Genomic DNA, 13,549 nt, shown 5'->3' on the forward strand with positions numbered 1-13,549 from the left:
GCACAGAAAATGGGGGATCTAGCAATAGATTTCTGTGGTGAGTGGTACGAGCCATCGGACGAGGACGTCTTCAACATCGGCCGCGAAGGCGACCTGGAAGTCGATGACAACCCGTACCTGCACCGGCAGTTCCTGCAGGTGGCCCGTTACGACGGGATCTGGTGGCTCAGCAACGTGGGCAGCATGCTCTCGGCGACGGTGGCGGATGCCTCCGGCGGAATGCAGGCCTGGCTGTCACCGGGCGCCCGGATCCCGCTGGTCTTCAGCCACACGAACATCATTTTCACCGCCGGGCCCACCACCTACGAGTTCGCGGTGCACCTGAAGACACCGTCCTTCCGGCAGGAGTCGCGCGAGGGCGACAGCAACGGTGACACCACCATCGGCCCGGTGGTGTTTACGGACTCCCAGAAGGCACTCATCGTGGCGCTCGCCGAACCCATGCTCCGGCGGGAGGGAACCGGCTTCAGCGCCATTCCCTCCTCGGCCGCGGCCGCTAAGACCCTGGGCTGGGCCCTGACCCGCTTCAACCGGAAGCTGGACAATGTCTGCGACAAACTCGACCGCGTGGGGGTGGTGGGCCTGCGCGGGGGCGGCGGCAAACTGGCCACCAACCGGCGCGCCCGGCTGGTGGAGCACGCCGTGACGTCGCACCTGGTGACGCCTGAGGACCTGTACCTGCTGGAGAAGATGAGGGGCGTGGACGAAGGATGAGGATCCGCCTGACCCTTCGCAGGGATCCTGCAGAAACCAAGGACCTGGCCGTCACGGTGGATGGCCTGGCCACAGTGGCCGATACCGCTGCCGTGCTCTGGGCCGCGGACCCGGGCCGCAAGGGCACGCCGGCCCCGGACAACCTCTCCCTGCGGATCGAGGAAGCCTTCGTGGGCGCGGGCCTGAGCGGAAACACGCTTACCCGGACCGACAACCTCCTGGAGTCCGGCCTGCGCCCCGGCTCCGTGGTGTCACTGGCACAGGTCAGCGCGCAGTTCGACGTGCCCGGTGCCGGCCGCGGTCCCGCAGCGGCCACCCTCCGGGTCCTCTCGGGGCCCGACGCCGGCCGCGAGTTTTCGCTGCCCACCGGCACCAGCTACATCGGCCGGGACCGGGACGTGGACATCCGCCTTTCGGACCCCCTGACGTCCAAGCGGCACGCCCGGATCACGGTGGGCGACGGCGTGGAAATCGTGGACACCAACTCCGCCAACGGGCTCTTGATGGACGGACTTCCGGTCACCCGGGCCACCCTCAATTCCTCGGACACGGTCACCCTGGGCGACACCACCGTGACCGTGGTGCCGCTGGGGCATAACCACGCGGCAGCCCCGACGTCGCCCCTGGTCAGCTTCAACCGGTCACCCCGGGTGGTTCCCCGCTTCGAGGAGCCAAAGCGCGTGGTCCCGTCAGGGCCCAAACGGCCCGAGGACAATCCGTTCCCGTACATCATGATGATCACCCCGCTGCTGATGGGAGCCGTGATCTTCGCCGTGACCGGCAACCCGCTCTCGGTGCTGTTCATGCTGATGATGCCGCTGTTCGTCGTGGGCCATTACGTGGACCAGAAAATGCGGACCAGGCGCCAGCAGAAGGAACAGCTCAAGCAGTTCCGCGCCTCCATGGCCGACTTCCGCCACGACGTCACCGAACTGCAGCAGGTGGAACGCGCCGTCCGCCTGCAGGAGGCACCGTCCGTCAGCGACACCGTTGACGCTATCTACAAACTGGGGCCGCTGCTGTGGACCCACCGTCCGGAACACCGCTGGTTCCTGGGCCTTCGGTTCGGCCTGGGCACGGCGCCTTCCCGGGTCCTTCTTGAGGAACCGCAGAACAACGACACCGAAGTCCAGTACGCCCGGGAGATCCAGGACTGCCTGAAGCAGTTCCGCGACATTGAGGGCGTTCCCGTTGTCTCTCAGCTGCGGAGCTCCGGATCCCTGGGCATTGCCGGCGCCCGCGGCCTGGTGGATGACGTGGCCCGCGGCATGGTGCTGCAGCTCGTGGGGCTCCACTCGCCCGCGGAGGTGGTCCTCACGGCCATCACGTCAGCCCAGTCCCGGGAACGTTGGAACTGGCTGCAGTGGCTTCCCCACGTGGGCTCGGGGCACAGCCCCCTCGCCGGCGACCACCTTGCGGCCGGCTCAGCCGGCGGGGCATCGCTGCTGGCCCGGCTTGAGGACCTCCTTGACGCCCGGGAGGCGGCGGCCAAACGCACCGGCGCCGACCTCCGGCCGGAACTGGACCCCGCCAAGCAGGAGGTGCCGGAACCGGTGCTTCCGGCCGTGCTGGTCATCGTGGAGGACGACGCCCCGGTGGACCGCGGCCGGCTCACCCGGCTTGCGGAGCGCGGCCCCGACTCCGGCGTCCACGTGATCTGGGTGGCCACCGACATCCAGTCGCTTCCCGCAGCCTGCCGCGACTTTATGGTGGTGGACGGCGGCCATGGCACCACCACCGGGCAGGTCCGCCTGGGCAGGCACACGTACCCCGTCAGCTGCGAAAGCGTTGACGCGGAGCTGGCCGCCCAGCTGGCCCGGATGCTGGCGCCCGTCATGGATGTGGGCAAACCCGTGAACGACGACTCCGACCTCCCGCGGGCCGTCTCCTATGCCACCCTGATCGGCAAGGACTTCCTGGACAACCCCCAGTCCGTCGCCGAACGCTGGACGGAAAACAACTCAGTGCACGTGAGCGCCGTGGCCAACCGCAAGGACAACGGCACCCTGCGTGCCCTGGTGGGCTCCAAAGGCATCGAACCGCTGTACCTGGACCTGAAGAACGAGGGGCCGCACGCCCTGGTGGGAGGCACCACGGGTGCCGGCAAGTCAGAGTTCCTGCAGTCCTGGGTGATGGGAATGGCCGCCGCCTACAGCCCGGACCGGGTCAGCTTCCTGTTCGTGGACTACAAGGGCGGCGCCGCGTTCGCCGACTGCATCAACCTGCCCCATACCGTGGGCCTGGTGACCGACCTTTCGCCGCACCTTGTCCGGCGTGCCCTGACCTCGCTGCGTGCCGAACTCCACTACCGCGAGCACCTGCTGAACCGGAAGAAGGCCAAGGACCTGCTGGCCCTGCAGCGCGAGGCCGACCCCGACGCGCCGCCCTACCTGGTGATCGTCGTCGACGAGTTTGCCGCGCTGGCCAGCGAGGTTCCTGAATTCGTTGACGGTGTTGTGGACGTTGCAGCCCGCGGACGGTCCCTGGGGCTGCACCTCATCCTGGCCACCCAGCGCCCGGCGGGCGTCATCAAGGACAGCCTGCGTGCCAACACCAACCTGCGGGTGGCCCTGCGGATGGCTGATGAGGACGACGCCACGGACATCCTGGGCGTGCCGGACGCCGCGTACTTTGATCCATCCATCCCCGGCCGCGGCGCCGCGAAGACGGGACCCGGCCGGATCCAGGGCTTCCAGACCGGCTACGCCGGCGGCTGGACCACGGAGAAACCACAGCGGCCGCAGATCGACGTTGTTGAGATGGCCTTCGGTTCGGGGCCCAGCTGGGAAGCGCCGGCTCCGGAGAAACCCGAAGCGGCAGAGCCCACCGGCCCCAACGACATCGCACGGATGACCGCCACGATCGTGCGCGCAGCCGACAGGCTGTCCATCACCGCCCCGCGCAAACCCTGGCTGGACGAACTGGCCAAGACGTACGACTTTTCCAGGCTGCCCAACCCCCGCACGGACGAACAGCTCCTCCTCGGCGTTGCCGACGACCCCGCCCGCCAGTCGCAGCCCACCGTGTTCTACGAACCGGACAAGGACGGGAACATGGCCATCTACGGCACTGGCGGGTCTGGAAAGTCCGCCGCGCTGCGCGGCATCGCCATTGCCGCGGCCATCACTCCGCGCGGCGGGCCGGTGCATGTTTACGGCATCGACTGCGGCTCCTCCGGGCTGAGGATGCTGGAAGAGCTTCCCCACGTGGGCGGCATCATCAACGGCGACGACGTGGAACGCGTCGGGCGCCTGCTGCGCCTGCTGAGGGACATCGCGGAGCAGCGCTCCGCCCGGTACGCGGAGGTCCGCGCCGCCACCATCGTGGAGTACCGCAAGCTGGCCAACAGGCCAGACGAAAAGCGCATCTTCGTGCTGGTGGACGGCATGTCCGCGTTCCGTGAGGCCTACGAACACAGCAGGCTGTCCGCCCTGTGGGACATCTTCCTCCAGCTGGCCACGGACGGCCGCGCCGTCGGCATCCATCTGGTGGTCACCGGTGACAGGCCGAACGCCGTGCCCGCGTCGCTGCTCGCTTCTATCCAGCGCCGCCTGGTCCTGCGGCTGTCCTCCGAGGACGACTACATTTCCCTGGACGTGCCCCGGGACGTCCTCAACGCCGCCTCACCTCCCGGACGCGGACTCCTGGACGGGCTCGAAGTCCAGCTGGCAGTCCTCGGCGGGAACTCCAACCTGGCGCTGCAGGCCCGCGAGGTCCACAAGCTCAGTGAAGCCATGCAGCGCCAGGGGCTGGATGCCGCCCCCGTCATCGAGAGGCTTCCGGAACAGGTGGACCTGGAGGTCCTGCCTGCCGGCAGCCAGGGCCTGCCGGTCATTGGCGTCGACGACGAAACGCTGCAGCCCGCCGAGCTCCTGGCCAGGGGACCGCTGCTCCTGGCCGGCCCTCCGGGCGCGGGGCGTACGGTGGCCCTGGTGACGCTCGCGTACGCGCTGCGCAGATCCAGCCCGGACACAGAGCTGATCTACGTCGGATCGCGGCGCTCCGCCGTCGCGTCCCTGCCCATCTGGAGCCGTTCCATCGTGGGCGCGGACGACCTCGCCGAGGTGGTGGAGGACCTGGTGGAACACTCCTCCGGGAACCCCGGGGCCGTGGGCATTTTCATCGAGGGCCTCACAGAGTTCACCGACACCATGGCGGAATCGGGAGTGGCCCAACTGGTGACGGCATCCATCAAGGCGGACCAGTGGGTGGTGGGGGAATCCGAAACCTCCACCTGGTCCTCTGCCTGGTCCCTTGCCCAGCCGTTCAAATCCGGCCGGCGCGGGCTGTTGCTGAACCCCGGCGACATCGAAGGCGAGAGCCTGCTGAACACCTCGCTGGGCCGTGTCAGCCCGGACTTCATCCCGGGCCGCGGCTACGTGGTGGGCCGCGGCAAGGCCCGGAAAATCCAGGTGGCGCTGCCCCCGGAAAACAGGGTCTGACGCATCGCGCGCATGGAGGGCCGGACGCCCTGACCATCAGGGCCGGTGTCCTGCTGGTGGGAACCGCGGGGCTGGCTTTCTCCTGGTGGGGCAGGAGCCGGTTCCGGGCACACTGACGGACGGTGAGGCAAGATAGGTCTGTGACTACAGGACCTGGCCCCGCAGAAAAGACCGCCTCGATGTCTCCGCACCGGACCCCCGGTGCCGGAACAGCCACAGGCGGGACACCAAAGGAACCTGAGGCCGTCCCCACCGAATCCGTCCGTGAGGAATACGAGAACCTGGTGGACCTGGTCAGGAAGTACCGGTTCGCGTATTACCAGGAAGATGCGCCGCTGGTTTCCGATGCCGAATTCGATGACCTCTTCCGGCGCCTGGAGGAGATCGAGGCGCTCCACCCCGAACTGGTGGCGAACGACTCGCCAACCCAGGAGGTGGGCGGGGAAGTCTCCGCCGCGTTCGCCGCCGTGGAGCACCTGCAGCGGATGTACAGCCTCGAGGATGTTTTTTCCCTCGAGGAACTGGAGGCCTGGCTCGCCAAGGCCGAGGCCGGCATCGGCAAGCTCGGCGACGGCACCCCTGCCGCGGCCTGGCTGACGGAGCTCAAGATCGACGGCCTGGCCGTCAACCTCCTGTACCGCGACGGGAAGCTGGTCCGCGCGGCCACCCGGGGGGACGGCACCACCGGTGAGGACATCACGCACAACGTCCTCACCATCAAGGAGATCCCGCAGCAGCTCCAGGGCGGGGACTTTCCGGCCGAGATGGAAATCCGCGGGGAAGTCTTTATCCCGTCGAAGGCTTTCGCCGAATTCAATGAAGCACTGATTGAAGCCGGCAAGGCGCCCCTGGCCAACCCCCGCAACGCTGCAGCCGGCTCGCTCCGCCAGAAAGACCCCGCCGAAACAGCAAAGCGCCCGCTCAAGATGTTCGTCCACGGCATCGGCGCCCGAGAAGGTCTGCAGGCGCGCAGCCAGTCCGGGACCTACGCCCTGTTGAAGGAATGGGGCCTCCCTGTCAGCCCCTACTCAGAGGTGCTCAAAAGCGTCGGAGAAGTCCTGGACTTCATTAAGCGCTACGGGGACCAGCGCCACAAGCTGCTGCATGAGATCGACGGCATCGTCATCAAGGTGGACGACTTCGCCACCCAGCGGGCACTTGGCTACACCACCAGGGTCCCGCGCTGGGCAGTGGCCTACAAATATCCGCCCGAGGAAGTGCACACCAAGCTGCTCGACATCCTGGTGAACGTGGGCCGCACCGGCCGCGTGACGCCCTTCGGCATGATGGAACCGGTCAAGGTTGCAGGCTCAACGGTGGAAATGGCCACCCTGCACAACCAGGACGTGGTCAAGGCCAAGGGCGTGAAGATCGGCGACATCGTGGTCCTGCGCAAGGCGGGCGACGTCATTCCCGAGATCGTGGGCCCGGTCCTTGCCCTCCGCGACCAGCAGGACCCGCCGGTGCGGGATTTCGTGATGCCCACCGAATGCCCCTCCTGCGGTACACCGCTGGCTCCGGCCAAAGAGGGCGACGTGGACATCCGCTGCCCTAATGCGAAGTCCTGCCCGTCCCAGCTGCGCGAGCGCGTGTTCCACCTGGCCGGCCGGGGAGCCTTCGACATCGAGGCCCTCGGCTGGGAGGCCGCCATTGCGCTGACCCAGCCGGCCGAGCCGGAAGTTCCGCCGGTCACCTCCGAAGCCGCGCTGTTCGACCTCACCCGCGAGGACCTGGCCGACGTCCGCATCCGGCGGGAGAAGCGGTCCAAGGGCGTGCCGACGGGCGAATACGAGCTGGTGCCCTACTTCTACAGCAAGGGCACGGCCAAGTCACCGTCCAAGCCCACGGCCACCACGGAAAAACTCTTCAAGGAACTGGAGAAGGCCAAGGCCCAGCCGCTCTGGCGGGTGCTGGTTGCGCTGTCCATCCGGCACGTGGGCCCGCGGGCATCCCGTGCGCTGGCAACCGCCTTCGGCACCATGGACGCCATCCGCCAGGCGTCGGAGGAGGACCTGGCGCACGTTGACGGGGTGGGCCCCACCATCGCTGCGGCCCTGAAGGAATGGTTCGCGGAGGACTGGCACCAGGAGATCGTGGACCGCTGGGCGGCCGCGGGGGTCCGGATGGCGGACGAACGCGACGACTCCATGCCCCGCACGCTGGAAGGACTGACGGTGGTGGTCACCGGCTCGCTGCCGAACTTCAGCCGGGATGAGGCCAAGGAAGCCATCCTGGTCCGGGGCGGGAAGGCGGCCGGTTCCGTCTCCAAGAACACCAGCTACCTGGTGGCCGGCGAAAGCGCCGGCACCAAGCTGGACAAGGCTGAGCAGCTGGGTGTCCCCGTGCTGGACGAGGACGGTTTCCGCCAGCTCCTGGCCGGCGGGCCGGCAGCATTGGAGGGCGGGGCTGAACTGGAGGGCGGGGCTGAAGGAGAGGGGCCTGAGTCTGCGGCCCCGGCAGAACACACTGACGCGGAGGTAACGGCATGACGAGTCCTACAGACCTGCTGGAGGTGGCCAAGGCTGCAGCGGCAGCGGGAGCCGCGGTGCTGGCCGGCCGCAACGCAGAGGCCCTCCAGGCCAGCAACAAGGGCGACGCCGGCGACTGGGTCACGGCGTTCGACGTCGCGGCCGAGCACGCCGTCCGGGACGTCATCACAGCGGCCCGCCCGGGGGACGCCATCACCGGCGAGGAACACGGCACCACCAGGCCGGCCGAACCCACCGGCTACCGCTGGTCCATCGACCCGCTGGACGGCACCACCAACTTCATCCGCAACATCGTCTACTACGCCACCTCCGTGGCAGTGGCCGATGCCGACGGCGCCTGGCTGGCCGGCGTCGTCAACGCCCCTGCGCTGGGCCGCGTCTACTACGCCGCACGCGGCCAGGGCGCCTGGCTGGAGGAAGCAGGGAGGGTGACCCGGCTGGAGGGTCCCGTCCCGGGCCGGAAGGGCCAGATCCTGGCCACCGGGTTCAGCTACGATCCCGGGGTCCGGGCTGAGCAGGCCGCTTTCCTGGCCGGACTGATGGACGGCTTCGCCGATGTCCGGCGCCTGGGATCCGCCGCCTTGGACCTGTGCCTCGTGGCCGACGGGACCCACGATGCGTACGGTGAGCGCGGCCTCAACGAGCACGATTTCTCGGCGGGTGCGCTCATCGCCGAAGAGGCCGGCTGCTGGGTCCGGCGGCCGCGCCTGGCCAGCCCGCTGGAGGGCGGGCCCACGGACGCCGACCGCCTGGAGGCCTGGACCTGCGCCGGCGGCCTGGAGCTTTCGGGCAAATTCCCGCTCTGATAGTTCGCTCACGAAAAGCACCGGTTTGCCAGGTGTTACCGGCCAGTACCACTACCATTGACGGGTGCAGCCGCAGATAACAGTCCGTCCCGCCGTCGCAGCAGATTACGACGCCGTTGCCCGCATTACACGTGATTCCTACCTCGCCGCGGGCTACTTCGAGGACGCCGACCACCCCTACATGCGCAAAGTCCAGGACGTTGCGCTGCGGGCCGGGCACGCCACCATCTGGGTGGCCGAACGGGACGGCAACGTGGTTGGTTCGGTGACACTGGCCCGGGCAGGGGAGCCGTACGCGGACATCGCCCTTGAGGACGAGCTCGAGTTCCGCATGCTGGTGGTGGACCCGGCAGTCCAGCGCAGCGGCGCAGGCAGGGCCATGGTGGACGCCATCCTGGAGTATGCCAGGCAGCTGGACGGCATCAAGGCTGTTGCCCTCACCACCGGACAAACCTGGGAAAGCGCCCACGGCCTCTACCGCAAGACGGGCTTCCGCCGGGCGCCCGAACGTGACTGGCTGGTCCCCGGAACTGACATAAAACTGCTGGTTTACCGCCTCGACGTGTAGCAGCCCTACAGTGGTGCCGAACCCCATCCAGTAGTGAAAGGCCCACCATGCGCAAAACCTTCGGCACCGGCTCCGTCTGGGAACAGGCCCTCGGCTACTCACGGGCAGTCCAGGTGGACAACACCCTCTACATCTCCGCCACCGCGGCCAGCGGCGAGGACGGAATCGTCGGGGACGATTTCTACGCTCAAACCCAGTACATCCTGCAGAAACTCGGCAAAGTCCTCGCTGACGCCGGCTTCGGTTTCGAGGACGTCGTCCAGTCCAAGCTCTACCTCACGGACATCAGCAGGTGGGAAGACGCAGGCCGGGCCCACGGCGAGGTCTTCGGCGACATCCGCCCCACCCTGTCACTGGTGCACGTCCTGCCGTTCCTGGACCCCAAGATGCTCGTGGAGATCGAGCTCGTGGCACAGAAGGGCGCAAACTAGCAGATCTGCCCTGGGCCTTCTAGGGAGTGGCGGGGAGACCGTAGCGGTGCTCCGGCCTCCCCGTCGTTCCGTACCGCAGCTGGATGTCCACGGCGCCATCGTCAGCCAGGGAGGACAGGTACCGCTGCGCGGTGGCGCGGGAAACCCCCACCCGCCCGGCCACTTCGGCGGCCGAGTACTGCTCGCCGGGTACCAGGGATTCCAGCACTGCCGCCTCGGTGGCCGAGCGGGGTTTTGACGACGGCGTGACGTCGCCGGGGATCAGGGCGCGCTTGGCGCGCTCCACCGCCTCCTGGTCCAGTGCCCCGGGCTGCGCCAGCAGGCGGCGGTACCGGGCGTACGAGCGCAGCTGCTGGGAGAGGGCTTCCGACGTAAAAGGCTTCAGGAGGTAGCCCAGCGCGCCGCGGCGGAAGGCCACCCGGACGGAAATGGCATCGGAGGCTGCTGTCAGCATGATGGTGTCCACGTCCAGCTGCTGGAGCAGGTCCAGCCCGGACGCGTCCGGCAGGTAGACGTCCAGCAGCACCAGGTCCGGCCTGAGGCTGTGGATGGACTGCAGCGCCAGCGACGCGGTGCCCACCGGTGCCAGCGCCATGAATCCCGCCACGGAATCCACGTAGGCGGCGTGGAGCTTCGCCACGTGGAAGTCGTCGTCCACGATCAGCACCCGAAAATCTTCAGGCATGGGTATCCTTTCCGGCTGTCCCTGTGCTTGTCCTGCCCGCCGTCCCTGAAGTGGTCCCCGGCAGGGTGGCCATGAATACTGCGCCTGGTCCGCCCGGACTGCCCGGCTCCAGGACTTTGACGTCCCCGCCGCGCCGCCGGGCCAGCTGGCGCGCCAGGGCCAGCCCAAACCCCTGGCCGCCGCTGCCGTTCCGGGCAAGCGGTCCGGACGCCGTGCTGAAGCCTTCCGCGAAGATCGATTCCGGGTCCGTTCCCTCCACCAGCCCGTCACCCGAGTCGGCGACGACGATGTGCAGCGTGCCGCCGTCGTCATCCGGCTCGTCCAGCACCTCCAGCTCCACCCAGCGGTCCGTGGCGGAGCCTGCCACCGCGGCGTTGACCGCGTTGTCGATCAGGTTGCCGAGCACGGTGGTGACGTCCTGGGCCTCCGCCACTTGGCCCCGGACCAGGGTCTCAGGGCCGATCCGCAGCGCTACGCCGCGCTCGTCCGCCTCCACGCCCTTCGCACCCACGAAGGCCTGCAGGTACGGGTCCTGGAGGAGCTCGGCCTGGTCGACCGGGAATTTCAGCGGACCGGTGGCTGCCAGCTGTGCCAGGTACTCCCGGGCCTGCTGGTGCTGGCCGATGCTCATGAACCCGGCAATGGTGTGGAGCTGGTTGGCGAACTCGTGGCGCTGGGCCCGCAGCGCCGTGGACATGGTCCCCACGGCATCCAGCTGCCGGGTGAGCTGCTGGAGTTCCGTGCGGTCGCGGAGCATCAACACCCAGCCAAGGTCCTCCCGCCTGTGCAGGGCCTTGCGGGCGTTGGCCACCAGCACGCGCCCGCCGGCCACCAGCTCAACCGCGCCGGGGCTGTTGGAGCCGGCACGGGTGAGGGACTTCAGCTGGTATGGCACCGGAGCGTCCTCCCAGCGGCTGCCGGCCAGGTCCGGCAGTTCCAGCAGCCGTTGGGCGGCCGCGTTGAACACTGTGATCCGCCCGTCGGCGGAGACGCCGACCACGCCGTCGTCCACGCCCTGGAGGACCGCCACCTGGTCGTGGACCAGCGTGCTGATCTCCTCGGGTTCAAGCCCCAGGGTGAGCCGCTGCAGGCGGCGGCGCAGCAGGAACGAACCCAGCACGCCCGCCAGCAGCGCCCCGGCTGCGGTGAGGGCGACGGGGCCGATATCCCGCGCCACGCTCTGGCCCACCGTTTCCATGGAATAGCCCACGCTCACCTCGCCCACCACGGTGGTGCTGTCCGGCGCGTAGACGGGAACCTTCGCCCCGGCGGACGGCCCCAGCGTTCCCGTGTTCCGGGTGGTGACCTCCCGGCCGGCGAGGGCCTCGGACGGGTCGGTGCTGACCTTTTCACCCAGGCGCTCCGGGTCCGGGTGGGCCAGGCGCAGGCCGGTCTCGTCCGTGATCACCACGAACAGGGCGCCCGTGCGGACCCGGGCCGCTTCGGCCGCTTCCATCAGGGGGCCCGCCGCGAGCTCGGCGGGCGGGGGAGTGCCGGGCTGCTGGCTGATCGCCAGCACGTCCGCCCGCACTGAGGCGTCCGAGGCCACCGTCCGCGCCAGCGTCAGGGCTTGGTTCTCCGCCTCGCTGCCAACCCTGTCGTAGGTGAGCCAGGCGTGCACGGCGGCGCTGAACAGGACAACCAGCAGCACCACGGACAACTGGAGCAAGAGGGTCTGGGTGGAGAACCGCAGCGGCCGGCGGGGCACGGAACGCTGCATGATCCTCCTTGACGGTTTGCGCGGCGGGGCCTGCGGCAGGCACTTTCAGCAAAATGAGCGGGTGAGCACAATGAGCAAAATGCTCCCAATAAGCAGTATGCCAATCAATTGAGCCAAAGGCACGGCCGTGACGGCCGCCACCCTACAGTCTGTAGCACGCGTCACACCGCTGTGCCGCTGTTCACATAGTAAGGAGCCGGCCGTGCTGGTATTACTTGGATTCGCAATGATCGCGGTATTCATGGTGCTGATCATGACGAAGAAGTTGACGCCAGTGCTGGCGTTGATCATCGTCCCCACTGTTTTTGGCCTCTTCGCCGGTGCCGGCCTGGGCATAGGCGACATGGTCATGGAGTCCATGAAATCCATGACCTCAACGGCGGCCCTGCTGATGTTCGCCATCATCTACTTCGGCCTGATGATCGACGTCGGGCTGTTCGATCCGCTGGTCCGGTTCATCCTCCGCAAGCTCGGCAACGACCCAGCCAAGGTGGTCCTGGGAACCGCCGTCCTCGCAGCCGCCGTATCCCTCGACGGTGACGGCTCCACCACCTTCATCCTGACCACCGCGGCCATGCTGCCCATCTACCTCCGGCTGAAGATGAGCCCCGTGGTCCTCACCTGCGTGGCCGGCCTGGCCAACGGCACCATGAACATCGTGCCGTGGGGCGGCCCCACCGCCCGCGCCGCCAGCGCCCTGAACATCGACGTCAACGACGTCTTCGTCCCGATGATCCCGTCACTCCTGGCTGGCATCGTCGTCGTCTTCGCCTTCGCCTGGCTGCTCGGCTTGCAGGAGCGCAACCGCCTCCGGGCCACCCAGCCGGAAATCTGGGGAACGCCGTCTACGGCAGAGCCCTTCACTGCCGAGGCGTTCGACGGCGGCGCACACCCTTCCGGTGGTGCCAGTGATTCAGGCGCCGGCCGCGGACGCAAGGTGACCAACCCCGGCGGAGCAGCCCCCGCCGTCGGAAGCTCCTCCGTTGCCGTCCTGGAACGCACCGAGGACCTGGTGGACGAACACGACAGCGCCATGGCGGACACCGCCCTGGACCCCAACCGCAGTACCCTGCGTCCCAAGCTGCAGTGGTTCAACCTGGGCCTTACGGTCGCCGTCATGGGCATGCTGATCGCGGACCTCGTGCCGCTGCCGTACGTCTTCATGGTGGGCTCCGCCATCGCCCTGCTGGTCAACTTCCCCAACGTCAAGGACCAGGCCGCGCAGATCGTGGCCCACGCACCGTCTGTTGTCGCCGTCGTCAGCATGGTCATGGCCGCCGCCGTCCTGACCGGCGTCCTTACCGGCACAGGCATGGTGGAAGCGATGTCCGCGTGGCTGGTCCAGATCATCCCCTCCAGCATGGGCCCGCTCATGGCCGTCATCACCGGCGTCCTGAGCATCCCCATGACGTTCTTCATGAGCAACGACGCCTTCTACTTCGGCGTGCTGCCCGTCCTGAGCGAGACGGCCGGCCACTACGGAATCAGCGCCGCCGAGATGGCCCGCGCCTCCATCACAGGCCAGCCGTTCCACATGCAGAGCCCGCTCGTTCCGGCCATCCTGCTGCTGGTTTCGCTGGCCAAGGTTGACCTGGGCGACCACCACAAGAAGGTCCTGTGGCGCAGCGCCGTGGTGTCCCTGGTCATGCTGGGAATTGGCATGCTGACCGGAGCCATAGGAATCGGTTAGTCTA

9 protein-coding genes are annotated in these 13,549 nt (G+C 68.1%); 7 read left to right on the top strand and 2 right to left on the bottom strand.

Annotation, left to right across the window (positions count from 1 at the left end):
- Positions 1–9: 9 nt before the first annotated feature.
- The 6 genes from IEX43_RS04600 to IEX43_RS04625 all read left to right on the top strand — a co-directional run bounded on the left by IEX43_RS04600 (position 10) and on the right by IEX43_RS04625 (position 9,450).
- Positions 10–714, top strand: a complete 705-nt coding sequence (locus IEX43_RS04600; RefSeq protein ID WP_188730188.1) for a hypothetical protein — start codon at positions 10–12, stop codon at positions 712–714.
- A complete protein-coding gene (locus IEX43_RS04605; protein ID WP_188809280.1) occupies positions 711–5,156 on the top strand; it encodes an FtsK/SpoIIIE domain-containing protein in 4,446 nt (1,481 codons plus the stop codon). The genes IEX43_RS04600 and IEX43_RS04605 overlap by 4 nt, the downstream gene beginning before the upstream one ends.
- Positions 5,157–5,335: 179 nt before the next feature.
- Positions 5,336–7,645: an NAD-dependent DNA ligase LigA gene (ligA, locus tag IEX43_RS04610; RefSeq protein WP_188809439.1), complete on the top strand. Its 2,310-nt coding sequence runs from the start codon at positions 5,336–5,338 to the stop codon at positions 7,643–7,645.
- The gene (locus tag IEX43_RS04615; RefSeq protein WP_188809281.1) at positions 7,642–8,451 is read left to right on the top strand and encodes an inositol monophosphatase family protein; all 810 of its coding nucleotides are present in this window, start codon (positions 7,642–7,644) and stop codon (positions 8,449–8,451) included. The genes ligA and IEX43_RS04615 overlap by 4 nt, the downstream gene beginning before the upstream one ends.
- A 64-nt stretch (positions 8,452–8,515) precedes the next feature.
- Entirely contained in the window at positions 8,516–9,019 is a 504-nt protein-coding gene (locus IEX43_RS04620) for a GNAT family N-acetyltransferase (protein WP_188809282.1), read from the top strand.
- Between the two features lie 47 nt (positions 9,020–9,066).
- Positions 9,067–9,450 carry a RidA family protein gene (locus IEX43_RS04625; RefSeq protein ID WP_188809283.1) on the top strand — a complete coding sequence of 128 codons (384 nt, stop codon included), beginning with the start codon at positions 9,067–9,069 and terminating at the stop codon, positions 9,448–9,450.
- A 19-nt stretch (positions 9,451–9,469) separates the two neighbouring features.
- On the opposite strand, the gene IEX43_RS04630 is transcribed toward IEX43_RS04625, so the two are convergent.
- Together IEX43_RS04630 and IEX43_RS04635 are read right to left on the bottom strand one after the other, a co-directional pair.
- Entirely contained in the window at positions 9,470–10,135 is a 666-nt protein-coding gene (locus IEX43_RS04630) for a response regulator (protein ID WP_188809284.1), read from the bottom strand.
- Positions 10,128–11,855 (bottom strand): sensor histidine kinase, encoded by a 1,728-nt coding sequence (locus tag IEX43_RS04635; RefSeq protein ID WP_188809285.1) that lies wholly within the window; start codon positions 11,853–11,855, stop codon positions 10,128–10,130. The genes IEX43_RS04630 and IEX43_RS04635 overlap by 8 nt, the downstream gene beginning before the upstream one ends.
- 169 nt (positions 11,856–12,024) lie before the next feature.
- Here IEX43_RS04635 and IEX43_RS04640 point away from each other — a divergent pair, with 169 nt between their 5' ends.
- Positions 12,025–13,545 (top strand): CitMHS family transporter, encoded by a 1,521-nt coding sequence (locus IEX43_RS04640; protein WP_344672591.1) that lies wholly within the window; start codon positions 12,025–12,027, stop codon positions 13,543–13,545.
- The last annotated feature ends 4 nt before the right edge of the window (positions 13,546–13,549 follow it).

Origin of the sequence: Pseudarthrobacter polychromogenes (assembly GCF_014644495.1) — a bacterium.
GTDB classification, from domain to species: domain Bacteria; phylum Actinomycetota; class Actinomycetes; order Actinomycetales; family Micrococcaceae; genus Arthrobacter; species Arthrobacter polychromogenes.